Source organism: Paracoccus zeaxanthinifaciens ATCC 21588, from assembly GCF_000420145.1.
Taxonomy (GTDB): Bacteria; Pseudomonadota; Alphaproteobacteria; order Rhodobacterales; family Rhodobacteraceae; genus Paracoccus; species Paracoccus zeaxanthinifaciens.
On the sequence record NZ_ATUJ01000008.1, the window covers coordinates 15,336 to 36,813 of the forward strand.

Genomic DNA, 21,478 nt, shown 5'->3' on the forward strand with positions numbered 1-21,478 from the left:
GCGCAAAGCGGGTTCCTCAGGCGGCGGGCATCCCGTGCCGCGCGGCGCGGCGGGCGCCCGACTGGGCGATCACCGCGCAGGCCAGCAATTGCGCCATGTGATAGACAAGTACAGGCAGAACCGTCGCACCCACGATCGCGGCGGGGAAAAGTGCCGTCGCAATGGGCAGGCCCGAGGCCAGGCTTTTCGTCGAGCCGCAGAAGAACAGGACCGAGCGGTCGGCATCCGGCAGCCCGCACAGCCGACCCAAGGCCGCCACCAGCGCGAAGACCAGCGCCAGCAGGATCAGCATGACCAGGATCAGCACGATCAGCGCGGTCGGCGGGATCTGCGCCCACAGGCCCGACACGGTGCCCGCCCCGAAGGCCGAGTAGACGATCAGCAGGATCGCGCCGCGGTCCACGAACAGCGTGGCGTTGCGGTGGCGCTGCACCGTCGCGCCCACCCAGGGGCGCAGCACCTGCCCCAGCACGAAGGGCAGCAGGATCTGCGTGCCGATGCGCAGGATGGCCGAGGGGTCGATCCCCCCGTCGCCCACCTGCAGGAACAGCGCGACCAGCAGCGGCGTCAGCACGACCCCCACCAGGTTCGACAGCGACGCCGCGCAGATCGCGGCGGGCACGTTGCCCTGCGCGATCGACACGAACGCGATCGAGCTTTGGACCGTCGACGGCAGCAGCCCCAGGAACACCACGCCGGTCGCGACCTCGGGGCCCAGCAGCGGGCCGAAGATCGCGGCCACGGCCATCGCCAGTACCGGGATCAGCACATAGGTCGATGCGAAGGTCAGCCCCTGCAGCCGCCAGTTCAGCATCCCGGCCCGAACCGAGGCCGGGTCCAGCTTCGCGCCGTACAGGAAGAACAGCAGCGCCACCGCGAAATAGGTGAAGCGCCCCAGCCCCTCGGCCGCGATGCCACGTGCGGGCAGGACCAGCCCCAGCAGGACCGCCCCCAGAAGCATCAGCATGTAGGTGTCGATGCCGATCCGTTTCAGTCGTGCGAACATGTCCGCCCCCTTTCAGATACCCGCCGCCATGCCGTCCTTGCGGCTGTCGGACCCACCTTCGAGGCCCCCCGCCACGGGGCGGATCGCCTGCGCGCCGCCGATGGGGCCCTTGACGCGGTTCACCCGGTGCCCCCGCGCGGCCAGATCGGCCAGCACGTCCTCGGGGATGGTGGGTTCGACATCCAGCCGCCCCTCGGTGGCGAAGCTGCGCGGGCGGTCGATGGCGTCCTGCAGGGACATCTCCTCGTCGATGACGCCCGACAGGAAGGCCGCGTGGCCCGCCGCCTGGTAATGCCCGCCCATGACGCCGAAGGGCATCATGCCGCGATCCGTGCGCAGCATGCCGGGGATGATCGTGTGCATGGGCCGCTTGCCCGGCGCGATGGCATTGGGATGCGTGGGGTCCATGCGGAAAGACGCGCCCCGGTTCTGGAACAGCACGCCCGTCGCCGGATCCAGCCGGGTCGAGCCGAACGGATGGAAGATGGAATTGATGAAGGACACCGCGTTCCCCTGCCCGTCCACGACGCACAGATAGATGGTGTCGCGATGCTCGACCTCGTCCCACAGGGCGGGTTCGCCCGCGCGGGTCATGTCGATGCGGTCGCGCATGGCAGCGATCCCGCGGTCCGACAGAAGCGTTTCGACCAGCCCCTCGCAGGCATCGGCATCCGCGATCAGCGCATCGCGGTGGTGATAGGCGATCTTGGTGGCCTCGGCCTGAACATGGACGCGGTCGGCAGGCGACAGCGAGGCCATGTCGAAGCCCTCGATGATCTTCAGGATCACCAGCGCCGCAAGCCCCTGCCCGTTCGGCGGGCATTCGAACACCTCGTGCCCGCGATAGGTCGCGCTGATCGGATCGGTCCAGAAGGCGGCATCCGCGCCACCCGCAAAATCCTGTTCCGTGTGCAGGCCGCCAAGCGCGTTCAGATGCGCGACCATGCTGCGCGCCGTCTCGCCGCCATAGAAGCCTTCGGGGCCCTTCTGCGCGATCTCCTCCAGCCGGTCGGCCAGCAGGGGCTGGGCGTGGCGGTCGCCCGCGACGGGGGCCTTGCCATCCGGCAGGAAGACCTTGGCCGCATGGGGATCGGCGCCGATGCGCCCGGCCTCGGCCGCCCAGTCGAAGGCCACGCGCGGCGTCACCGGATAGCCCGCGCGCGCATATTCGATGGCGGGGGCGAACAGCTCCGCCAGGGGCAGGCTGCCCATGTCGGCATGCAGCCGGCACCAGGCCGAGACCGCGCCGGGAACCGTCACGCCATGGGCGCTGTCCAGCGGGATGTGATCGCCGACGCCCGCCTCGCGCAGCGCCTCGACCGTGGCGGCAGCGGGCGCCTGCCCCGATCCGTTCAGCGCGCGCACCTGCCCGTCGGCCCCCGCGACCAGCGCGAAGCAGTCGCCGCCGATCCCCGTCATCAGCGGATCGACCACCGCCTGCACCGCACTGGCTGCAATTGCGGCATCATAGGCATTTCCGCCCCTCGACAGGATCCGAAGACCCGCCGAAGTTGCAAGCGGGTGGGACGTGGCTATCATCGCACCGGAAGCGAAGCCCGCCGCCCGGCGCCCGTTGAAGAAATCGAACCCTGTCATGAACCTTCCCCGCCTGCCTGAATCGAATTTGCGTGATCTTGGTGAAAGGTATACAGGTCAAACGACACGGAATACAAATGGAACAGGCATGGCCAGCCCCTCATTCTCTGCCGATCAGATCCATGCCCAATTGATCCGCGACATCGTGGGCGGCAAGCTGCTTCCGGGGGCACCCCTGGCCGAGGTGCAGCTGGCCGGACGCTTCGGCGTGTCGCGCACGCCCATCCGGCAGGCGCTGCACAGGCTGGACGCGGAAGGCATGGTCGAACGCGGGCCGCGACGCGCATACCTTGTGCGGCGCATGAACCAAGACGCCCTGCGCGACCTGTTCGAGAGTCTGGGAGAGATCGAGGCCCTGTGCGCGGGGCTGGCCGCGCGGCGCATGACACCGATGGAACAGGCAGCTCTGGGCATGATCGTGGATCAGGGCGACTGCCCCGATGCCGATTACGCCGAAACCAACCGCCGTTTTCACGAGGCGCTGCGCCTTGGCGCGAAGAACGCCGTCATGGCCGAGCTTGCCGCCGATCTGAACCGCCGGTCCCTGCCGTGGCGGGACGCGCAGTTCGACAAGGGGCAGGACCGCATCGACAGTTCCCGCAGGGAACACCGGCAGATCCTCGATGCGGTGATCGCCCATGACGCCGACCGCGCCAGCGCCGCGATGCGGGCGCATATGGCGACATCGCTTGGCGTGATCGAGAAGCTGATGAGCGAACGGACGCAGCCATGACCCCCGATCTGGACCGCGCGATCCGCGCAGCCAAGGCGGCGGGCGATCTGCTGCTGGACCACTGGCAGCAACGAGAGACGCTGGTGATCGACCAGAAGCGGCCGGGCGATTTCGTCTCGGCCGCGGATCGCGGGGCCGAGTTGCTGCTGCGCGAGGCGCTGATCCGGGACGGCGACGGCTGGCTGGGCGAAGAGACCGAGGCCATCGACGCCCCCCGCCGCTGGATCGTCGATCCGCTGGACGGCACGACGAATTTCCTGCGCGGGATCGGGCAATGGGCCGTGTCGGTCGCGCTGGAACAGGATGGCCGGCGCGTGCTGGGCGTGGTCCACGACCCCCTACGGTCCGAGACCTTCGCCGCGGCGCAGGGGATGGGGGCCACCCTGAACGGCCAGCCGCTGCGCCTGCCGCCCTGCCCGCCTGCGGGCGGCGCGCTGTGGGGGACGGGCCTGCCCTTCGGGGGGATGGCGCATATCGACGACCATGCCGACGACCTGCGCCGCATCCTGCCACGCAGCGCGGGCATCAGGCGGCTGGGCGCTGCGGCGCTGGATCTGTGCTATGTCGCGGCGGGCCGTCTGGACGGGTTCTGGGAACGCAGCCTTCGTCCCTGGGACATCGCCGCGGGGCTGGTCATCTGCGCCGAGGCCGGCATCCGGACCGAGGGCTGGACGCCCGAAGACCGCCCCGAGGACAGCGGCAACGTCATCGCCGCCCGCCCCGAGCTGTTTCAGGATTTCGCCGGAACCATCCGCGCATAGAGATCGCCCGATCCCCCGTCGCGCGGCAGCGTCGCCAGCCATTCGGCGACCTGCTCCGCGTCGCGCCAGTCGTCCCACAGGAAGACGCCCGTCTCGCCCCTGACAACGTTGAAGCGGTAATCGCCCAGCTGTGCCAGCCGCGCCATGACCCGCAGCGTCCTGTCGCGGAAGGCGGGCAGGTATTCGACCGACAGCATGGGGACCGGCTGGCTCAGGCCCGCAAGCACGTCCTCCTCGAAGCCCTCGACGTCGATCTTGACGAATTGCGGCAGCCCGTGCTGCGCGATCACCCGATCCAGCGTCGTCACCTGCACCTGCTGGCGGCGGTCCCAGCACACATGGTCGAAACCGGGTGCATCGGCCGCCTCCCGCGTGAAGCCCTGCGACAGCGACGACACCGTCGGGTGCAGGCTGGAAACCGCCATGCTGGCGACGGCCTCGGACGGGCCCAGCGCCTTGCGGATCAGCGTGACATCGCGCGGCAGGCTGCGGGCCAGGAAGCCCGCGAAGGGCTCTTGCGGCTCGACCGCGACTACCCGCGCACCTGCGGCCCGCATGGCGCGGCTGCGGCTGCCCACATGCGCGCCCACGTCGATCACCAGGTCGCCCCTGCGGATGATCCCGGCGTAATGCCTGCGCAACTGCCGGACCCTGACCGGGTTGTAGTAGATCGCGATCGACCGCATCAGTCCCAGCGCCGCGCGGAAATTCATGGCCGTTCCCTTTCCATGATACAGGCGCAGGCTGGACGGTTTCGCATCCGCCGTCCAGCGCGCAGCGACATTCGGCCGCGCCGGGACGTTCCTGCGGAACCGCCCGTGAAACCCGCACGTTCACATCCTTGCGACGGTTTCTCAGACGGACAGTGGTATCATGCGCATCTTCCCGACCCCCTACCCGCAATCGCAACCCGTTCCCGCGGCGACGGATCCGCTGGCCATGCGCAGCGCCGAACGCGTGGCACGGATCGTGGGCGACCTGCGACTTGGGCTGCCGGTGGTCCTCGCGGGAGAGGAAGGCGCCGCGATGGTCGTCCCCGTGGAAACGCTGCGCCCCGAACGGCTGGAGGCCATGCGCGACGAGGGGATGGAACTGATCCTGACCGCCCGCCGCGCCGAGGCGCTGCACCACCCCGTCGCAACCGATGTCGCCCGCATTCCCGTTGCCCGCGATGTCGGCCTCGAATGGCTGCAGGCCATGGCCGACCCGTCGTGCAGCATGGCCGGACCGGCAGCACTGCCGCGTGCCCCCCGTGCGGCGGCAGGTGCGCTGCACCGCGCGGCGATCCGTCTGGCGAAATCCGCTGAACTCGTTCCCGCCGCACTGGTCGTTCCCGGCCCTGACGTGATGGCCACCGCCCTTCGCCACAACCTGTCGATCCTGTCGGCCGAAGAGGCGCTGCTACATTCCGAACAGGCGCCGAACCCGCAGCCCGTTTCCGACGCGCGCGTGCCGATGGCGGCGGCTGCGGCGGGCCGGCTGCATGTCTTCCGCCCCGACGCGCATGGTCCCGAACACTATGCCATCCAGGTGGGCGAGCCCGATCCCGACCGGCCCGTCCTCGTGCGCCTGCATTCCGCCTGCTTCACCGGCGACGTGCTCGGCAGCCTGAAATGCGATTGCGGGCCCCAGCTGCAGGCCGCCATCGCCGCCATGAACGAGGCGGGCAGCGGCGTCCTTCTGTACCTGAACCAGGAGGGACGCGGCATCGGTCTGGCGAACAAGATGCGCGCCTATGGGATGCAGGATCAGGGCCTGGACACCGTCGAGGCCAATCACCGCTTGGGCTTCGAGGATGACGAGCGCGATTTCCGCATTGGCGCTGCGCTGCTTCGCCAGATGGGGATTTCGCAGGTGAAGCTGCTGACGAACAACCCCGCCAAGATCCGCCGCCTGGAATCCGAGGGGATCACCGTGGCGGATCGCGTTCCCCTGATGGTCGGCCGCGGCCCCGAGAACACCCGCTATCTGGACACCAAGGCGGCCAAGTCGGGGCATCTTCTTGCATGAAGGCTGACGCACTTTGGCTGACAGACCGGAACCGGCCCGTCATCGCACCCGGCACGATCGGAGAAGGGTCGCTTGTCACGACCCTCTTCACCGGCATCAGCCGAGGCACCGAACGGCTGGTTTCCTCGGGCAACGTCCCCGAAGCTGAACATGCCCGCATGCGCGCACCCTATCAGGAAGGGGATTTCCCGTTTCCCGTCAAATACGGATATTGCGCCGTGGGTCGCGCGACCGAAGGTGCGCATGAGGGCCGCGAGGTCTTCGCGCTGTTCCCGCACCAGCGGCAGTTCCGCCTGCCCGACCATGCTTTGACACCCCTGCCCGAGGGCCTGCCAGCCCAGCGCGCCGTGCTGACGGCGAACATGGAAACTGCGCTGAACGTTTTGTGGGACAGCAATGCCGGTGCGGGCGACCGAATCGCCATCATCGGTGCGGGGGTCGTGGGCCTGTTGATCGCCAGCCTTGCCGCGCGACTGCCGGGGGCCGATGTCACGGTGATCGACCCCCTAGCCGCCCGCGCGGAGCTTGCGACGCTGCTGGGCTGCCGCTTCGCGACGCCGGAGGATGTGCCGGACGAACAGGACGTCGTGATCCATACCAGCGCGACCTCGGCGGGGTTGAAGCAGGCCATCGCCATCGCCGGAACCGAGGCCCGGATCACCGAGGCAAGCTGGCACCCCGCGCCGGTGCAGATCCCGCTTGGCGGCGCGTTCCACAGCCGCAGGCTGCGCATCGTCAGCAGCCAGGTGGGGCGCATTCCCGACACACGCGCCGCGCGATGGAACTATGCCCGCCGCATGCGCAAGGCGATGGATCTTCTGGCATCCGACGACCGGCTGGACGAACTCGTCTCGGGCGAGACCGCCTTCGCGGATCTTCCCGACCGCTGGAACGATATCCTCAACGATGCAGGCACGCTGTGCCACCGCATCCGCTACTGAACCGAACGATAAGGAGCACCCATGTTCGCCGTCGAAGTCCGTGACCATATCATGATCGCCCATTCGCTGCCCTCGCCCACCTTCGGGCCCGCACAGGGCATGCATGGTGCGACCTTCACCGTCGATGCGGCCTTCTTCACCGAGGCACTGGACGACGAGGGGCTGGTCGTGGACATGGGCCTTGCGACCGAAGCGCTGTCGAACGCGCTTCTGCCGCTGAAATACAAGAACCTGGACGAGGTGCCCGAATTCAAGGGCAAGTTCACCACGACCGAGTTCCTGTGCCAGCACATCTTCGCCACGCTGGCCGATGTCGCGCGCAAGGGCGGGCTGGGCGATCCGGCGCGGCTGAAGCGGCTGCGCATCACGCTGCACGAAAGCCATGTCGCCCGCGCCTGGTACGAGGGGGAGATCTGATGGCATTCTCGGCCGAATGGCTTGCGCTGAGGGAACCCGCGGATCGCGCCGCACGCGATCCGGGGCTGATCGCGCGGGCGGCGCTTGCGGCGGGTCCGGACCCCGTGGTCCTGGACCTGGGCTGCGGCACGGGTTCGACCCTGCGCGTGATGTCGCCGCATCTGCCGGGGAATGCGCGCTGGCGGCTGGTGGACAACGACCCCGCGCTGCTTGACCGCGCCCGCACCGAAGCGCAGGGCCGCGCCCAGACGCACCGCATCGACCTGCGCGATCTGGATGCGCTGCCGTTGGACGGGGTGACGCTGGTGACGGCATCGGCGCTTCTGGACCTGATGCCCGCCGAATGGATCGCCGGTCTGGCCGCAAGGCTGGCCGAGGTGCAACTGCCCTTCTATGCCGCGCTGTCCTATGACGGGGTGATGCGCTGGCAGCCGCAACTGCCGGGGGACGAGGCGATCACGCGGGCCTTCAACGACCACCAGCGCGGCGACAAGGGTCTTGGTGCGGCGCTCGGGCCCGACAGCGGCCCCCGCGCAGTCGAGATCATGCGCAAGGCGGGCTTCCGCGTCCATCACGCCGACAGCCCCTGGTCGCTGAACGGGGCCGAGGCGCCGTTGCACCGCGCCCTGCTGGAGGGCATCGCCGATGCCGCGTCGGAAACCGGCAATGCCGACGCGGCCGAATGGGGACGAAACCGCATCGGCATCGCGGAACGAAGCAGGTGCCATGTGGGTCATATGGATATACTCGCCCTGCCGCCCGGCACGGGCTGAACCGATCCAGAGGGAGGGGACGCCATGCAGAATGTCGAAGTCACACCACGGGTCTGGGACCGCATCCTTGCGGTCCGGGCGGGTCACGCCTGCGCCTGTTGCGGCGATTTCACCGAAGCCGAGCACGCGGCGCTGATGCTCTATGGTCCGATCGCGCGGCGCGACCTGGGGCACATGACCATCGCCCAGATCGGGCAGTCGCTGGACGGGCGCGTGGCGACCGCCTCGGGCGATGCGCGCGACGTGTCCGGCCCCGAGGGGCTGGCGCATCTGCACCGCCTGCGCGCGCTGGTGGATGGCGTGGTGATCGGCGTCGGCACCGCGCTGCACGACACGCCCCGCCTGACGGTGCGCCTGTGCAGCGGGCACGACCCCGCGCGCATCGTCATCGACCCGAACGGCAGGCTGCCCGACGACGCCCCCGTGCTGCGCGACACCGGCGCACGGCGGGTCGTCGTCCAATCCATCGACCGTCCCCGCGCGAAGGGCGTCGAGGTGCTGCAACTGCCCCGCATCGACGACAGGCTGGACCCGGCCTCGATCCTGCGCGGGCTGCGCCGGATGGACATGGGATCGCTGCTGATCGAGGGGGGCGGCACGACCATCACCGGCTTCCTCGAGGCGGGGCTTCTGGACCGGCTGCAGGTCTCGGTCTCGCCGCTGATCATCGGGGACGGGCCGCAGGGGCTGACGACGCGCATCCCCGTCCAGCGCCTGTCCGACGCGATCCGCCCCGAAACGCGGGTCTTCGCGATGGGCGGCGACATCGTCTTCGACTGCGGGCTTGGCGCCCTTGCCGCGCAGGCGGCGATCCCGCTGCACGATGTGCAGGACAGGACGGAACGAAAGGCGGCGCTGATCGCTTGACCCCTTGGGAAGCTGAAGGAACCACGGGGGAAAGATGCTGAACCAATGGGCGAACCGGCTGCGCCTCAAGGCCGATCCGACGATCTTCTTCTCGGCGGCGGGGCTCAGCGTCGTCTTCGTCCTGGCGCTGGTTCTGGCGCCGCAGACCATCGGGGACGCCTTCGCGGCGGGGCGCGCGTGGATCGTCACAAACCTAGGCTGGTTCTTCATCCTTGGCGTCAATGTCTGGCTGGGCTTCCTGGTCTGGGCGGCGGTCTCGCGGCACGGGCATATCCGGCTGGGGCCCAGGAATTCCCGGCCCGAATACAGCAACGTGTCATGGTTCACGATGCTGTTCGCGGGCGGCATCGGCACGGTCCTGATGTTCTGGGGCGTGGCCGAGCCGATCAGCCACTTCCAGTCACCGCCCCTGCCCGGCGTCGAGCCCTATACCGTCGAGGCCGCGCAGGACGCGATCTCGATCGCGCTCTATCACCTTGCGCTGCACACCTGGACGATCTTCGCGCTGCCGGGGCTGGCCTTTGCCTATTTCATCAACCGCTATGACCTGCCGGTGCGCGTCAGCTCGGTCTTCTATCCACTGCTGCGCGAACGCATCCATGGCCCCATCGGCAAGGCCATCGACATCGCCGCGATCCTCGGAACGCTGTTCGGGGTGGCGGTGTCGCTTGGCCTCGGGTCGTCGCAGGTGGCGGCCGGCCTGTCCGAGCTGTTCGGCTGGGAGAACGGCACTTTCCTGCGCGTGGCCATCCTGACGGTGCTGACCCTGGTCGCCACCGCGTCCATCGTCGCGGGCCTCGACAGCGGAGTCCGCATGTTGTCGAACCTGAATATCGGCATGGCGGTCGGGCTGATGATCTTCGTGCTGCTGACCGGCGCGACGCTGTTCCTGCTGCGCGGGATGGTGGAAACGGTGGGCCTGTACTTGTCGAACCTGCCGCGGCTGGCCTTCTGGAACGACATGCTGCACGGCAACGGCATGCAGAACGGCGACTGGGGCTGGCAGGGCGACTGGACGGTCTTCTACTGGGCCTGGACGGTCACCTGGTCGCCCTTCATCGGGCTGTTCGTGGCGCGCATCTCGCACGGGCGGACGGTGCGCGAATTCGTGGCGGGCGTGCTGCTGGCGCCGTCGCTGTTCACCGTGATCTGGTTCGCGATCTTCGGCTGGCAGGCGCTGGCAATGGACGGGCTGGGCCTTCAGGCGCGCGAGGCGATGGGCGCGCAGGCCGGGACCATCAGCGCGGCGGTGTCGGAATCGATCCCGCTGGCGATGTTCGCCTTCTTCGAGCAGCTGCCCTTCGCGCCCCTCATGCAGGGGCTGGCGGTGATCGTCGTCGCGATCTTCTTCGCCACCTCGTCGGATTCGGCATCGCTGGTCGTGGACATGCTGTGTTCGGGCAGCCAGAAGGCCGGTCCGGTGCATCAGCGCGTCTTCTGGGGCCTTGCCGAGGGGCTGATCGCGGCCATGCTGATCGTCCTTGCGGGCGAGGCCGGGCTGACCGCGCTGCAACAGGTCATCACGGTGGTCGGCCTGCCGATCTTCATCCTGGTCTTCATGATGATCCCCGCCCTGATCCGCGGCTTCGGCGCCGAGGATATCGACCACATCACCATCGGCCGCCGCCCCGAGCTGAGCGAGTTCGAGCCTGATCCCTGAGCAACCGTGCCCCCGTTGCCGCAATGCCGCAACGGGGGCATCTGCTTCGCCCCTCGAAGGTTGATCTTGCAGGGTCGCGCCGCTATCAGCGGTCCCGAATGCATGGACCCGGTGAGATTCCGGGTGGCTCTTCCGGCCGCTGATCCGCCGGATAATCCTTAGAAAAGCCCTGATCCGATGCCGGAACGTCTTGCGAAGGACCATCCGACACAGGGCAGAGGACCGTTCAACATGACCCTGACCGAATACCGCAACCAGTGGTTCGGAAACATCAAGGGCGACCTGCTTTCGGGGCTGGTCGTCGCGCTGGCCCTGATCCCCGAGGCCATCGCATTCTCGATCATCGCGGGCGTTGACCCCAAGGTGGGGCTCTATGCCAGCTTCTCGATCGCGGTGATCATCGCCTTCACCGGAGGGCGTCCCGGCATGATCTCGGCCGCGACGGCCGCAACGGCAGTGCTGATGGTGACGCTGGTGCGCGATCACGGGCTGCAATACCTGCTGGCCGCGACCGTGCTGGCGGGCCTGATCCAGATCGCCATGGGCCTGCTGCGGCTGGGCCGCTTCATGCGATACGTCTCGAAATCGGTGATGACCGGCTTCGTGAACGCGCTGGCGATCCTGATCTTCATGGCGCAGCTGCCGGAACTGGATTTCTCGCGCGAGGGCGTGGGCGTGCTGGCCTATGCGCTGGTCGCGGCGGGGCTTGCGATCATCTACCTGTTCCCGCGCATCACGAAATCCGTCCCCTCGCCCTTGGTCACCATCATCGTGCTGACGGTGCTGGCGACGCTGATGGGTTGGGACGTGCGCACGGTGGGCGACCTGGGCGAGCTGCCCGACAGCCTGCCCGTCTTCCTGATCCCGCAGATCCCGCTGACGCTGGAGACGCTGCTGATCGTCCTGCCCTACTCGGCGGCCATCGCCGTCGTGGGTCTTCTGGAAAGCCTGATGACCCAGAACATCGTGGACGAGCTGACCGACACGCGGTCGGACCGCAACCAGGAATGCATCGGCCAGGGCATCGCCAACACCGCGACCGGCTTCATCGGCGGGATGGCGGGCTGCGCCATGATCGGCCAGTCGGTCATCAACGTGAAATCCGGCGGGCGGGGCCGCCTGTCGGCCTTCACGGCGGGCACCGTCCTGCTGATCCTGTGCGTGGGCCTGGGCGACCTGGTGGGCCGCATCCCGATGCCCGCGCTGGTCGCGATCATGATCATGGTGTCCATCGGCACGTTCAGCTGGTCCTCGATCGCGCAGCTGCGCACGCATCCGCGGTCGTCCTCGATCGTGATGCTGGCGACGGTCGCGACGGTCGTGTGGACGCACAACCTGGCCATCGGCGTGCTGGCCGGCGTGCTGCTGTCGGGGATCTTCTTCGCCGGCAAGATCGCGCAGCTGTTCCGCGTGTCCTCGACCCTGTCGGCGGACGGGCGTCACCGGACCTATGTGGTCGAGGGGCAGATGTTCTACGGCTCGGCCGAGGATTTCGCCGCGGCTTTCGACTTCCGTGAGGCGCCGGAACATGTGACGATCGACGTCAGCCGGGCGCATATCTGGGACATCAGTTCGGTCCAGGCGCTGGACATGGTGGTGCTGAAGTTCCGCCGCGAAGGGGCCGAGGTCCAGATCACCGGCATGAACGAGGCGTCGGAAACGCTGGTCGACAAGCTGGCCGTGCATGACAAGCCCGGCGCGCTGGACAAGCTGACCGCGCATTGAGGGGAGGAGAACCGATGAACCGCATTCTGGCCCTTGTCGACGGCTCGGCCTATTCCGAGAGCGTCTGCCATCACAGCGCATGGATCGCGGGGCGCCTGGCGACGGGCGTCGACCTGATGCATGTCCTCGGACGCCGCGAGGGCGCCGAGGCAAGCGACCTGTCCGGATCGCTGCGGCTGGGCGCGCGCTCGGCCCTTCTGGCCGAACTGGCCGAGGCCGACGCCACCCGCGCCCGCATCGCCCAGGCACGCGGTCGCGCGATCCTGGAGGATGCCGAGGGGATCCTGCGCGCGGACAATGTCGGCCCCGTCGCGACCCAGCTTCGCAAGGGCGACCTGGTCGAGGCCGTGACCGAGCTGGAACCCGACCTGCGCGCCATCGTGATCGGCAAGCGCGGCGAAGGCGCGGATTTCGCGACCGGTCACCTGGGATCGAACCTGGAACGCGTCGTGCGCGCCACGCGCATCCCCGTCTTCGTCGCATCGCGTGCCTTCAACCCGATCGAGCGCGTGCTCGTGGCCTTCGACGGCAGCGCCAGCGCGCGGACCGCGATTCGCCGCATGGCCGACAGCCCGGTCTTCGCGGGGCTGGCCGTCACGCTGCTGCATGTGGGCGAGGACAAGCCCGCCATGCGCGACAAGCTGGACGAGGCCGCGATGACCCTGGCCGGTGCCGGACTGCGCCCCGACATCCGCATCGTCGCGGGCGAACCCGACGAGGTGATCGACAGGGTCGTCACCGATGACGGCTTCGATCTGCTGGTCATGGGCGCCTATGGCCACAGCCGAATCCGCAGCCTGATCATCGGGTCCACGACCACCGCGATGGTCCGTGCCGTGCGCATTCCGGTACTGCTTTACCGCTGATCGCGACGGCGCGGATTTTTGTGTCTTGCACATGGGGGCGTCCGGGTTTAGCCGGACGCCCTTCCGCGTTCCGAAGGGGCGTGGATTCTGCGACATCTTGTCGGTCAAGCCCCAAAATCAGCTACTAGATATATTGACCTGAGACCGGATAAACGCCTAGATGATGTGGTCATGGCGCCCGTGATTCACGCTAAGGGCGAAACGGAAGACCGGGCCTGAAACCCGGCATTTTTCCTGCCATCGGCGGCCCCGCGCGGATCGTTTCCGCGACGCGGCAGGCCCGGCAGCCGGCCATGACACGACATGAACGACACCGGGCGCGGGTCCGGCGACCTGTTGGCTGTTTCCGTGGGAAACGGTCCGGCTTGCGACCCCGACCAGACAAAAGGAACGCGACGGCCATGACGATCACGGTCTATTCGAAACCTGCCTGCGTGCAGTGCACCGCGACCACCCGTGCGCTGGACGCGCGCGGCATCAATTACGACGTCATCGACCTGACCCAGGACGACGCCGCGATGGAACGCGTGACCGCGCTCGGCTATCGCCAGGCGCCGGTGGTCATCGCGAATGACGACCTGCACTGGGCAGGCTTCCGTCCCGACATGATCGGTCAGCTGGCCTGAGGACGATGTCCGGGCTGGTCTTCTTCTCCTCGGGATCGGGAAACACGGCGCGGTTCGTGGCCAGCCTCGGGCTGCCCGGCCAGCGCATCCCGATCCGGCAGGACGATCCGATGCCCAGCCCCGACGCGCCCTATGTGCTGATCTGCCCGACCTATGCCGACGGCACGGGCGCGGGCGCGGTCCCCAAGCAGGTGATCCGCTTTCTGAACGACCCCGCCCGGCGGGCGCTCATCCGGGGCGTCATCGGGGCGGGCAACCGCAATTTCGGGCCCACCTTCGGGCTGGCGGCCCGGATCATCGCCGACAAATGCAAGATCCCCGTGCTCGACCGGTTCGAGCTTGCGGGAACCGAAACAGACACCGCCCGCATCCGCGACGGGCTCGAACAATTCTGGGGAATGCCATGCTTGACGCCGTGAGGCCCGATCTCGATTACCACGCGCTGAACGCGATGCTGAACCTGTACGACGATCAGGGCAAGATCCGCTTCGACGCGGACCGCATGGCCGCGCGGCAGTATTTCCTGCAGCACGTGAACCAGAACACCGTCTTCTTCCATTCGCTGGACGAGAAGCTCGATTACCTCGTGGACGAGGGGTATTACGAGAAGCAGGTGCTCGACGCCTATCCGCGCGAGTTCCTGCACGAGATCTGGGGCGCGGCCTACAAGGCCAAGTTCCGCTTCCCGACCTTCCTGGGCGCGTTCAAGTACTACACCAGCTACACGCTGAAGACGCGCGACGGGAAACGCTATCTCGAACGCTACGAGGATCGCGTGGTCATGGTCGCGCTGACGCTGGCGCGCGGCGACCAGACGCAGGCCATGCATTTCATGCACGAGATCCTGTCTGGCCGCTTCCAGCCCGCGACGCCGACCTTCCTGAACGCCGGCAAGCAGTCGCGCGGCGAACTGATCAGCTGCTTCCTGCTGCGGGTCGAGGACAACATGGAATCGATCGGCCGGGCCATCAATTCCTCGTTGCAGCTGTCCAAGCGCGGCGGCGGCGTGGCCCTGATGCTGACGAACATCCGCGAATCCGGCGCCCCCATCAAGGGGATCGAGAACCAGTCCTCGGGCGTCATTCCGATCATGAAGCTGCTGGAAGACAGCTTCAGCTATGCCAACCAGCTGGGCGCACGCCAGGGCGCGGGCGCGGTCTATCTGAACGCGCACCATCCCGACATCCTGCGTTTCCTCGACACCAAGCGCGAGAACGCGGACGAGAAGATCCGCATCAAGACGCTGTCCCTGGGCGTCGTGATCCCGGACGTCACCTTCGAGCTGGCCAAGCGCAACGAGGACATGTACCTCTTCTCGCCGCATGACGTCGAAAAGGTCTATGGCAAGGCGTTCTCGGAGATCTCGGTCACCGAGAAATACGCCGAGATGGTCGCCGACAAGCGCATCCGCAAGAAGAAGATCAACGCACGCGCCTTCTTCCAGACCCTGGCCGAGATCCAGTTCGAAAGCGGCTATCCCTACATTATGTTCGAGGACACGGTGAACCGCGCGAACCCGATCGCGGGCCGCATCGCCATGTCGAACCTGTGCTCGGAAATCCTGCAGGTGAACCAAGCGTCGGAATTCGACGAGGACCTGGGCTACAAGCAGATGGGCACGGACATCTCGTGCAATCTCGGCTCGCTCAACATCGCCAAGACGATGGACGGCCCCGATTTCGGCGCGACCGTGGAAACCGCGATCCGCGCGCTGACCGCCGTCAGCGAGATGTCGTCGATCAACTCGGTCCCCTCGATCCGCAAGGGCAATGACGAAGCCCATGCCGTGGGCCTGGGCCAGATGAACCTGCACGGTTATCTGGCGCGCGAACACATCCATTACGGCAGCCCCGAGGGGATCGAGTTCACCTCGGTCTATTTCGCCGCGGTGGCCTTCCACGCGATCCGCGCGTCGAACCTGCTGGCGCGCGAGAAGGGCACGACCTTCAAGGATTTCGACACGTCGGATTACGCGAATGGCAGCTTCTTCGACCGCTATGTCACGAAGGACTGGCTGCCCACCCTGCCCGAGGTCGAACGCCTGTTCGCCGATGTCACCCTGCCGACGCGCGCGGACTGGGAACAGCTGAAGGCCGACGTGATGGCGCACGGTCTCTATAACCGGAACCTGCAGGCCGTCCCGCCGACCGGTTCGATCAGCTACATCAACAACTCGACCAGCTCGATCCACCCGATCGTCTCGAAGATCGAGATCCGCAAGGAAGGCAAGATCGGTCGCGTCTATTACCCGGCCCCGTTCATGTCGAACGAGAACCTGGAATATTACCGCGACGCGTACGAGATCGGTCCCGACGCGATCATCGACACCTATGCCGCCGCGACCGAGCACGTGGACCAGGGCCTATCCCTGACGCTGTTCTTCCCGGCCGAGGCGACGACCCGCGACATCAACCGCGCGCAGATCCATGCGTGGAAGAAGGGCATCAAGACCATCTACTACGTCCGCCTGCGCCAGACCGCGCTGGAAGGCACCGAGGTGCAGGGCTGCGTGTCCTGCACGCTGTAAGTCACCGACACGATACCGGCCGGGGGCACGTCCCCCGGTTCCCGCAAATTCAGAAGGATGGGTCCGCATGAAGGATCACGTGATGGGCGCCCCCGCGCGCGCGATCAACTGGAACCGACTGCAGGATGAAAAGGACCTCGAGGTCTGGAACCGCCTGACGGTCAATTTCTGGCTGCCCGAGAAGGTGCCGCTGTCGAACGACGTCCAGTCCTGGGCCACCCTGCGCCCCGAGGAACGCGAGCTGACGATCCGGGTCTTCACCGGCCTGACGCTGCTGGACACGATCCAGAACACCGTCGGCGCGCCCGTGCTGATGAAGGACGCCGTGACCCCGCACGAAGAGGCCGTGCTGTCCAACATCGCCTTCATGGAGGCCGTGCACGCGCGCAGCTACAGCTCGATCTTCTCGACGCTGTGTTCCACCCGCGAGGTCGACGAGGCCTTCCGCTGGTCCGAGGAGAACCAGCACCTTCAGCAGAAGGCGCGGCTGATCCTGGACGAATACGAGGTCGGCTCGGACCCGCTCAAGCGCAAGATCGCCAGCGTGTTCCTGGAAAGCTTCCTGTTCTATTCGGGCTTCTACCTGCCGATGCACTGGTCCAGCCGGGCCAAGCTGACGAACACCGCCGACCTGATCCGCCTGATCATCCGCGACGAGGCGGTGCACGGATACTACATCGGCTACAAGTTCCAGCGCGCGATGGAGAAGCTGGACGAGGCCAAGCGCAACGAGATGAAGGATTTCGCCTTCGCGCTGATGTTCGACCTCTACGAGATCGAGGCCCATTACGCCGAGGAGCTGTATGACGGGATCGGCCTGACCGAAGAGGTCAAGGCCTTCCTGCACTACAACGCCAACAAGGCGCTGCAGAACCTGGGCTTCGAGGCCCTGTTCCCGCCCGCAGCCTGCGAGGTCAACCCGGCCATCCTGTCGGCCCTTTCGACCGACAGCGAGAACCACGACTTCTTCTCGGGTTCGGGGTCGTCCTATGTCATCGGCAAGGCCGTCGCGACCGAGGACGAGGACTGGGACTTCTGATCCCCTAGCCCGCCGCCTGCATCGCCTCGATCAGCCGATCGGCGGACAGGTCGGCGGGATTGGCCTTCATGGACGACGACGACGCCGCAGCGACCGCTGCGGCGTTTCGCATATCCGCATCCACGCCAAGCGCCGACAGGGACGGCAGCCCGCATTCCGCCGACCACTCGGCCAGCATCCCCGCCGCGCGGTCCAGCCCCGCATCCGGCTGCCCGAAGGCCGCGCCGATCCAGTCCCCGACCCGGTCCAGCCGTTCGGCCGCACGCCCCGTGACCGCAGCCCGGTTCACGCGCAGCACATGCGGCAGCAGCACGCCGCAGATCGCGCCATGCGCGGCCCCCGACAGCCCGCCAAGCGGACCGGCCAGCCCGTGCACCGCCCCAAGGCCGGAATTCGCCAGCGCAAGGCCGCCCGCAAGGCTGGTCCAGGCCATCTCGTCGCGGGCATCGGGGTCCTCGGCCCGCATCAGGCGGATCAGCGCGGCCAGCCCGCGCGGGATCGCATCGGCGCAGATCGCATCCGTCACCGGGTTCGCACGGGTCGAGACATAGGGCTCGATCACCTGCGTGATCGCGTCCAGCCCCGAGGCCAGCGTGATCCCGCGCGGGCAGCCATCCGTCAGCGCGGGGTCCACGATGGCAAGGCGCGGCAACATGCGCGGATCGCGCAGGCTGACCTTGCGGCGGTGTTCGGGCACGCCGATGACGGCGTTGCGCGTCACCTCGGCCCCGGTGCCCGCGGTGGTCGGAATGGCGATGAAGGGCAAGGGCGCCACGTCCAGCGGCAGCCCCCGGCCCACCACCTCGAGGTGGTCCATCACGGGGCGCGTCGCGGGCAGCAGCGCCGCCAGCGCCTTGCCCGCATCGACCACCGCGCCGCCGCCGATCGCGACGACCGCATCCGCGCCACCCATGCGGGCCAGCGCGTCCTCCAGCATCGGCAGGTCGGGTTCGCGGGCGACGGTGAGGCGCGTCACCTCGCAGCCCTGCCCCGTCAGCCCGTCGGCCAGGAAATCGGCCCGCCCCGCATTCGCCCCGTGACACAGGACGATCCGGCGACCGAACGCGGCAGCGCGCGCGGCGGCGCTGGCGGCCTGACCGCGCCCAAATGCGATCTCGGTCGCGGTGGCGAATGCGAAGCCCCCGATCATGCCGCCTGCACCCGGTCCGGGGCCGCGATGGCGGCGATCGTCGTCAGGGTGCCGTGAACCGCATGCGCGGCCTCGCGGCCCTTCTTGACGAAATGATCGCGATAGAAGCCGGTCAGCAGCTCGGTTTCCTGATAATTATGCGGCGTCAGCGAGACCGAGAAACAGGGCACGCCCGTCTCCATCCCGGCCTGCATCAGGCCCGAGACCACGGCCTGCGCCACGAAATCGTGGCGATAGATGCCGCCATCGACCACCAGCGCGGCGGCGACCACCGCGTCATAGCGGCCGGTCCGCGCCAGCTTCTGCGCCAGCAGCGGCATCTCGAACGCGCCGGGGGCGTCGAAGGCATCGACGGTTGCGCCGGGCATCAGCGACGCGGCCTCGGACAGGAAGCCGTCATGGGCCTGATCCACGACATCGGCGTGCCAACGGGCCCTGATGAAGGCGATACGGGGATTGGATTTCGTCATCTTGCGGAACCTTTGCGCAAATTTGCTTCAGGTCCCAGAGCAATCACCACGCACCACGCCGGGCGGCATGGCACGCGATTCTCTTTCATCCGGACTGTGACCGTCGGCCCCGGAGTTTCACCGGATCTGCTGACCCCTTCGATGCGAAGGGCGCTCGCGGGCTGTGACCGCCGGTGGGGAATTCCGCCCCGCCCTGAGAACACCCGGAAGATAGCCGGATGTTCCCCGCGCGCAAGCCCGTTAAAGGCGCTCGATGTCGCCCTCGGCGCGCTTGGCGTGGAAATCGGCCACGAAGGCGTCCAGACGGCCCTCGGCGATGGCCCCGCGCAGGCCCGCCATCAGTTCCTGGTAATAATGCAGGTTGTGCCAGGTCAGCAGCATCCCCGAGATCATCTCTTGCGAGCGGAAGACATGGTGCAGATAGGCGCGGCTGTAGCCGGTGCAGGCCGGGCAGCTGCAATTCTCGTCCAGGGGGCGCGGATCGTCGGCATGGCGCGCGTTCTTGATGTTGACCTGCCCGCGATGGATCCAGGCCTGGCCGGTGCGCCCCGATCGCGAGGGCAGCACGCAATCCATCATGTCGATCCCACGCTGGACGGCCCCCACGATGTCGTCGGGCTTGCCCACCCCCATCAGATAGCGCGGCTTGTCCTCGGGCAGGAAACCGGGGGCATAGTCCAAGACGCCGAACATCGCCTCCTGCCCCTCGCCCACGGCAAGACCGCCGACCGCGTATCCGTCGAAGCCGATCTGCTGCAGCGCCTCGGCCGATTCCTCGCGCAGGTCGCGGGTGACGCCGCCCTGCATGATGCCGAACAGCGCATGGCCCGGACGGTCGCCGAAAGCGTCGCGCGACCGCTGCGCCCACCGCATCGACAGGCGCATGGATTTCGCGACCTCTTCCTCGGTCGCGGGCAGCGCGGGACATTCGTCGAAGGCCATGACGATGTCGCTGCCCAGCATCCGCTGGATCTCCATGCTGCGTTCGGGGGTCAGGTGGTGCTTGCTGCCATCGACATGGCTGGCGAAGGTCACCCCCTCCTCGGTCAGCTTGCGCAGGCCGGCAAGGCTCATGACCTGGAAGCCGCCGCTGTCGGTCAGGATGGGGCGGTCCCAGTTCATGAACCGGTGCAGCCCGCCCAGCCGCTCGACCCGTTCGGCGCCCGGGCGCAGCATCAGGTGATAGGTGTTGCCCAGCAGGATGTCGGCCCCCGTCTGGCGCACGCTTTCGGGCAGCATCGCCTTGACGGTCGCCGCGGTGCCGACCGGCATGAAGGCCGGCGTGCGGATCTGGCCGCGCGGCGTGTCGATCACGCCCGTGCGTGCCCGACCGTCGGTCGCGTTGAGGGAAAATGAGAAGCGCTTGCTCATGGCCGAGAAATACCTGTCGCTGGAACCGGGGACACTTAGCGTTTCGGTCGGGACCATGCAATCGTTCTGCCGCTCGCTCTGGACCGGGGATGCATGCTGACCTATATGATGCGGCGGAATTGAAGGATGATCCGATGACCGAACCCATGATGGAAGGCGAGCCGCTGATCGCCCCCTCGTCGACCGATCACGACCTCTACGAGCCCATCGTCGAGGCGTGCAAGACCGTCTACGACCCCGAGATCCCGGTCAACATCTACGATCTGGGCCTGATCTACACCATCGAGGTGAACGACGCATCCGAAGTGCGCGTGATCATGACCCTGACCGCCCCCGGCTGCCCCGTCGCCGGAGAGATGCCCGGCTGGGTCGCCGATGCGGTCGAGGCCGTCCCCGGCGTCAAGCAGGTCGATGTCGAGATGACCTTCCAGCCGCAATGGGGCATGGACATGATGTCCGACGAGGCCCGGCTGGAACTGGGCTTCATGTGATCGCCTGGGGCCGGCCTTGAAGGCCCGCCCCCCGAATGACTATCTTTCGGTCTGAAAGATGAGGTTTCCGCCATGTTCGCCATTCCCGGCCAAGCCCCCGTCAGCATCACCGAGGCTGCCGCGGTCCATATCAAGTCGCTGATGTCCAAAAAGGACTCGTTCGGGCTGCGCATCGGCCTGAAGAAGGGCGGCTGCGCGGGCATGGAATACACCATGGAGATGGCCGACGAGGCTGCCCCCTCCGAGGAGGTGGTCGAGAAGGACGGCGCGCGCGTGCTGATCGCGCCCATGGCGCAGATGTACCTGTTCGGAACCGAGATCGACTACGAGACCGGCCTGTTGGAAAGCGGCTTCAAGTTCCGCAATCCGAACGTGGCCGATGCCTGTGGCTGCGGCGAATCCGTCAGCTTCTCGATCCCCGGAACCCGCGCCGAGGGCTGATCCCCTTG

The 21,478-nt window shown here is 67.5% G+C and carries 22 protein-coding genes, 1 riboswitch and 1 other annotated feature; of the genes, 16 read left to right on the top strand and 6 right to left on the bottom strand.

Translation table 11 applies throughout. From position 1 onward, the window contains the following. Positions 1-16: 16 nt before the first annotated feature. Both F804_RS0109185 and F804_RS0109190 read right to left on the bottom strand, forming a co-directional pair. A complete protein-coding gene (locus F804_RS0109185) occupies positions 17-1,006 on the bottom strand; it encodes a bile acid:sodium symporter family protein (protein WP_022707455.1) in 990 nt (329 codons plus the stop codon). Positions 1,007-1,018: 12 nt separating this feature from the next. Further along, positions 1,019-2,545, bottom strand: a complete 1,527-nt coding sequence (locus tag F804_RS0109190; protein WP_245540341.1) for a gamma-glutamyltransferase family protein — start codon at positions 2,543-2,545, stop codon at positions 1,019-1,021. Positions 2,546-2,690: 145 nt separating this feature from the next. Here F804_RS0109190 and F804_RS0109195 point away from each other — a divergent pair, with 145 nt between their 5' ends. Both F804_RS0109195 and F804_RS0109200 read left to right on the top strand, forming a co-directional pair. Next, positions 2,691-3,335, top strand: a complete 645-nt coding sequence (locus tag F804_RS0109195) for a GntR family transcriptional regulator (RefSeq protein ID WP_022707457.1) — start codon at positions 2,691-2,693, stop codon at positions 3,333-3,335. Further along, positions 3,332-4,096, top strand: a complete 765-nt coding sequence (locus F804_RS0109200) for an inositol monophosphatase family protein (RefSeq protein WP_022707458.1) — start codon at positions 3,332-3,334, stop codon at positions 4,094-4,096. The genes F804_RS0109195 and F804_RS0109200 overlap by 4 nt, the downstream gene beginning before the upstream one ends. Here F804_RS0109200 and F804_RS0109205 read toward each other — a convergent pair. After that, a complete protein-coding gene (locus F804_RS0109205) occupies positions 4,066-4,809 on the bottom strand; it encodes an FkbM family methyltransferase (protein WP_022707459.1) in 744 nt (247 codons plus the stop codon). The two genes, F804_RS0109200 and F804_RS0109205, sit on opposite strands and share 31 nt — an antisense overlap. A gap of 226 nt (positions 4,810-5,035) precedes the next feature. Between F804_RS0109205 and ribA the strand changes: the two genes are divergently transcribed. The 12 genes from ribA to nrdF all read left to right on the top strand — a co-directional run bounded on the left by ribA (position 5,036) and on the right by nrdF (position 17,547). Next, positions 5,036-6,106, top strand: a complete 1,071-nt coding sequence (ribA, locus tag F804_RS0109210; RefSeq protein WP_040595939.1) for a GTP cyclohydrolase II — start codon at positions 5,036-5,038, stop codon at positions 6,104-6,106. Next, positions 6,103-7,047 carry a zinc-dependent alcohol dehydrogenase gene (locus F804_RS0109215; protein WP_022707461.1) on the top strand — a complete coding sequence of 315 codons (945 nt, stop codon included), beginning with the start codon at positions 6,103-6,105 and terminating at the stop codon, positions 7,045-7,047. Before ribA ends, F804_RS0109215 begins: the two co-directional genes overlap by 4 nt. A 21-nt stretch (positions 7,048-7,068) precedes the next feature. Then, positions 7,069-7,464 carry a 6-pyruvoyl trahydropterin synthase family protein gene (locus F804_RS0109220; RefSeq protein ID WP_022707462.1) on the top strand — a complete coding sequence of 132 codons (396 nt, stop codon included), beginning with the start codon at positions 7,069-7,071 and terminating at the stop codon, positions 7,462-7,464. Beyond that, on the top strand, positions 7,464-8,237 hold the full coding sequence (locus F804_RS0109225; protein ID WP_022707463.1) for a class I SAM-dependent methyltransferase: 774 nt from the start codon (positions 7,464-7,466) through the stop codon (positions 8,235-8,237). The genes F804_RS0109220 and F804_RS0109225 overlap by 1 nt, the downstream gene beginning before the upstream one ends. A gap of 24 nt (positions 8,238-8,261) precedes the next feature. Beyond that, positions 8,262-9,104: a RibD family protein gene (locus F804_RS16115; protein WP_022707464.1), complete on the top strand. Its 843-nt coding sequence runs from the start codon at positions 8,262-8,264 to the stop codon at positions 9,102-9,104. A 34-nt stretch (positions 9,105-9,138) separates the two neighbouring features. Beyond that, on the top strand, positions 9,139-10,764 hold the full coding sequence (locus tag F804_RS0109235; protein WP_022707465.1) for a BCCT family transporter: 1,626 nt from the start codon (positions 9,139-9,141) through the stop codon (positions 10,762-10,764). Positions 10,765-10,865: 101 nt separating this feature from the next. Next, positions 10,866-10,921, top strand: a sequence feature (sul1 is cis-regulatory element that is thought to sense ions involved in sulfur or methionine metabolism; They are found in Alphaproteobacteria). 74 nt (positions 10,922-10,995) lie between these two features. After that, positions 10,996-12,489 (top strand): SulP family inorganic anion transporter, encoded by a 1,494-nt coding sequence (locus tag F804_RS0109240; RefSeq protein ID WP_022707466.1) that lies wholly within the window; start codon positions 10,996-10,998, stop codon positions 12,487-12,489. A 14-nt stretch (positions 12,490-12,503) separates the two neighbouring features. Further along, positions 12,504-13,355, top strand: coding sequence for a universal stress protein (locus F804_RS0109245; RefSeq protein WP_022707467.1), 852 nt, complete (start codon positions 12,504-12,506; stop codon positions 13,353-13,355). Between the two features lie 401 nt (positions 13,356-13,756). Beyond that, positions 13,757-13,981, top strand: a complete 225-nt coding sequence (nrdH, locus tag F804_RS0109250) for a glutaredoxin-like protein NrdH (protein ID WP_022707468.1) — start codon at positions 13,757-13,759, stop codon at positions 13,979-13,981. Positions 13,982-13,986: 5 nt separating this feature from the next. Next, positions 13,987-14,400 (top strand): class Ib ribonucleoside-diphosphate reductase assembly flavoprotein NrdI, encoded by a 414-nt coding sequence (gene nrdI / locus F804_RS0109255; RefSeq protein ID WP_022707469.1) that lies wholly within the window; start codon positions 13,987-13,989, stop codon positions 14,398-14,400. Further along, complete coding sequence (nrdE, locus tag F804_RS0109260; protein WP_022707470.1) at positions 14,385-16,508, top strand: class 1b ribonucleoside-diphosphate reductase subunit alpha; 2,124 nt, start codon at positions 14,385-14,387, stop codon at positions 16,506-16,508. The genes nrdI and nrdE overlap by 16 nt, the downstream gene beginning before the upstream one ends. Before the next feature lie 67 nt (positions 16,509-16,575). Beyond that, entirely contained in the window at positions 16,576-17,547 is a 972-nt protein-coding gene (gene nrdF, locus F804_RS0109265; RefSeq protein WP_022707471.1) for a class 1b ribonucleoside-diphosphate reductase subunit beta, read from the top strand. A 4-nt stretch (positions 17,548-17,551) separates the two neighbouring features. Here the strand turns inward: nrdF and F804_RS0109270 are convergent, their stop codons facing one another. From F804_RS0109270 to tgt, 3 genes are all read right to left on the bottom strand, one after another. Beyond that, complete coding sequence (locus F804_RS0109270; protein WP_425413869.1) at positions 17,552-18,694, bottom strand: iron-containing alcohol dehydrogenase; 1,143 nt, start codon at positions 18,692-18,694, stop codon at positions 17,552-17,554. Beyond that, positions 18,694-19,167, bottom strand: coding sequence for a 6,7-dimethyl-8-ribityllumazine synthase (locus F804_RS0109275; RefSeq protein ID WP_022707473.1), 474 nt, complete (start codon positions 19,165-19,167; stop codon positions 18,694-18,696). The genes F804_RS0109270 and F804_RS0109275 overlap by 1 nt, the downstream gene beginning before the upstream one ends. A 73-nt stretch (positions 19,168-19,240) precedes the next feature. Beyond that, a riboswitch (FMN riboswitch) is annotated at positions 19,241-19,372 on the bottom strand. 35 nt (positions 19,373-19,407) lie between these two features. After that, complete coding sequence (gene tgt, locus F804_RS0109280; RefSeq protein ID WP_022707474.1) at positions 19,408-20,538, bottom strand: tRNA guanosine(34) transglycosylase Tgt; 1,131 nt, start codon at positions 20,536-20,538, stop codon at positions 19,408-19,410. A 134-nt stretch (positions 20,539-20,672) separates the two neighbouring features. Here tgt and F804_RS0109285 point away from each other — a divergent pair, with 134 nt between their 5' ends. Together F804_RS0109285 and F804_RS0109290 are read left to right on the top strand one after the other, a co-directional pair. Beyond that, on the top strand, positions 20,673-21,029 hold the full coding sequence (locus F804_RS0109285; protein WP_022707475.1) for an SUF system Fe-S cluster assembly protein: 357 nt from the start codon (positions 20,673-20,675) through the stop codon (positions 21,027-21,029). A gap of 72 nt (positions 21,030-21,101) precedes the next feature. Continuing rightward, positions 21,102-21,470, top strand: a complete 369-nt coding sequence (locus tag F804_RS0109290) for a HesB/IscA family protein (RefSeq protein ID WP_022707476.1) — start codon at positions 21,102-21,104, stop codon at positions 21,468-21,470. Positions 21,471-21,478: the final 8 nt, after the last annotated feature.

What these genes read in the sequence shown, in the direction of transcription:
- F804_RS0109185 (WP_022707455.1), bottom strand. Translation starts at nt 1,006, where the DNA reads ATGTTCGCACGACTGAAACGGATCGGCATCGACACCTACATGCTGATG.
- F804_RS16115 (WP_022707464.1), top strand. Translation starts at nt 8,262, where the DNA reads ATGCAGAATGTCGAAGTCACACCACGGGTCTGGGACCGCATCCTTGCG.
- F804_RS0109215 (WP_022707461.1), top strand. Translation starts at nt 6,103, where the DNA reads ATGAAGGCTGACGCACTTTGGCTGACAGACCGGAACCGGCCCGTCATC.
- F804_RS0109235 (WP_022707465.1), top strand. Translation starts at nt 9,139, where the DNA reads ATGCTGAACCAATGGGCGAACCGGCTGCGCCTCAAGGCCGATCCGACG.
- F804_RS0109290 (WP_022707476.1), top strand. Translation starts at nt 21,102, where the DNA reads ATGTTCGCCATTCCCGGCCAAGCCCCCGTCAGCATCACCGAGGCTGCC.
- F804_RS0109190 (WP_245540341.1), bottom strand. Translation starts at nt 2,545, where the DNA reads ATGATAGCCACGTCCCACCCGCTTGCAACTTCGGCGGGTCTTCGGATC.
- nrdE (WP_022707470.1), top strand. Translation starts at nt 14,385, where the DNA reads ATGCTTGACGCCGTGAGGCCCGATCTCGATTACCACGCGCTGAACGCG.
- nrdH (WP_022707468.1), top strand. Translation starts at nt 13,757, where the DNA reads ATGACGATCACGGTCTATTCGAAACCTGCCTGCGTGCAGTGCACCGCG.
- nrdI (WP_022707469.1), top strand. Translation starts at nt 13,987, where the DNA reads ATGTCCGGGCTGGTCTTCTTCTCCTCGGGATCGGGAAACACGGCGCGG.
- F804_RS0109285 (WP_022707475.1), top strand. Translation starts at nt 20,673, where the DNA reads ATGACCGAACCCATGATGGAAGGCGAGCCGCTGATCGCCCCCTCGTCG.
- F804_RS0109200 (WP_022707458.1), top strand. Translation starts at nt 3,332, where the DNA reads ATGACCCCCGATCTGGACCGCGCGATCCGCGCAGCCAAGGCGGCGGGC.
- F804_RS0109275 (WP_022707473.1), bottom strand. Translation starts at nt 19,167, where the DNA reads ATGACGAAATCCAATCCCCGTATCGCCTTCATCAGGGCCCGTTGGCAC.
- F804_RS0109240 (WP_022707466.1), top strand. Translation starts at nt 10,996, where the DNA reads ATGACCCTGACCGAATACCGCAACCAGTGGTTCGGAAACATCAAGGGC.
- F804_RS0109205 (WP_022707459.1), bottom strand. Translation starts at nt 4,809, where the DNA reads ATGAATTTCCGCGCGGCGCTGGGACTGATGCGGTCGATCGCGATCTAC.
- F804_RS0109245 (WP_022707467.1), top strand. Translation starts at nt 12,504, where the DNA reads ATGAACCGCATTCTGGCCCTTGTCGACGGCTCGGCCTATTCCGAGAGC.
- nrdF (WP_022707471.1), top strand. Translation starts at nt 16,576, where the DNA reads ATGAAGGATCACGTGATGGGCGCCCCCGCGCGCGCGATCAACTGGAAC.
- F804_RS0109220 (WP_022707462.1), top strand. Translation starts at nt 7,069, where the DNA reads ATGTTCGCCGTCGAAGTCCGTGACCATATCATGATCGCCCATTCGCTG.
- F804_RS0109225 (WP_022707463.1), top strand. Translation starts at nt 7,464, where the DNA reads ATGGCATTCTCGGCCGAATGGCTTGCGCTGAGGGAACCCGCGGATCGC.
- F804_RS0109195 (WP_022707457.1), top strand. Translation starts at nt 2,691, where the DNA reads ATGGCCAGCCCCTCATTCTCTGCCGATCAGATCCATGCCCAATTGATC.
- ribA (WP_040595939.1), top strand. Translation starts at nt 5,036, where the DNA reads ATGCGCAGCGCCGAACGCGTGGCACGGATCGTGGGCGACCTGCGACTT.
- tgt (WP_022707474.1), bottom strand. Translation starts at nt 20,538, where the DNA reads ATGAGCAAGCGCTTCTCATTTTCCCTCAACGCGACCGACGGTCGGGCA.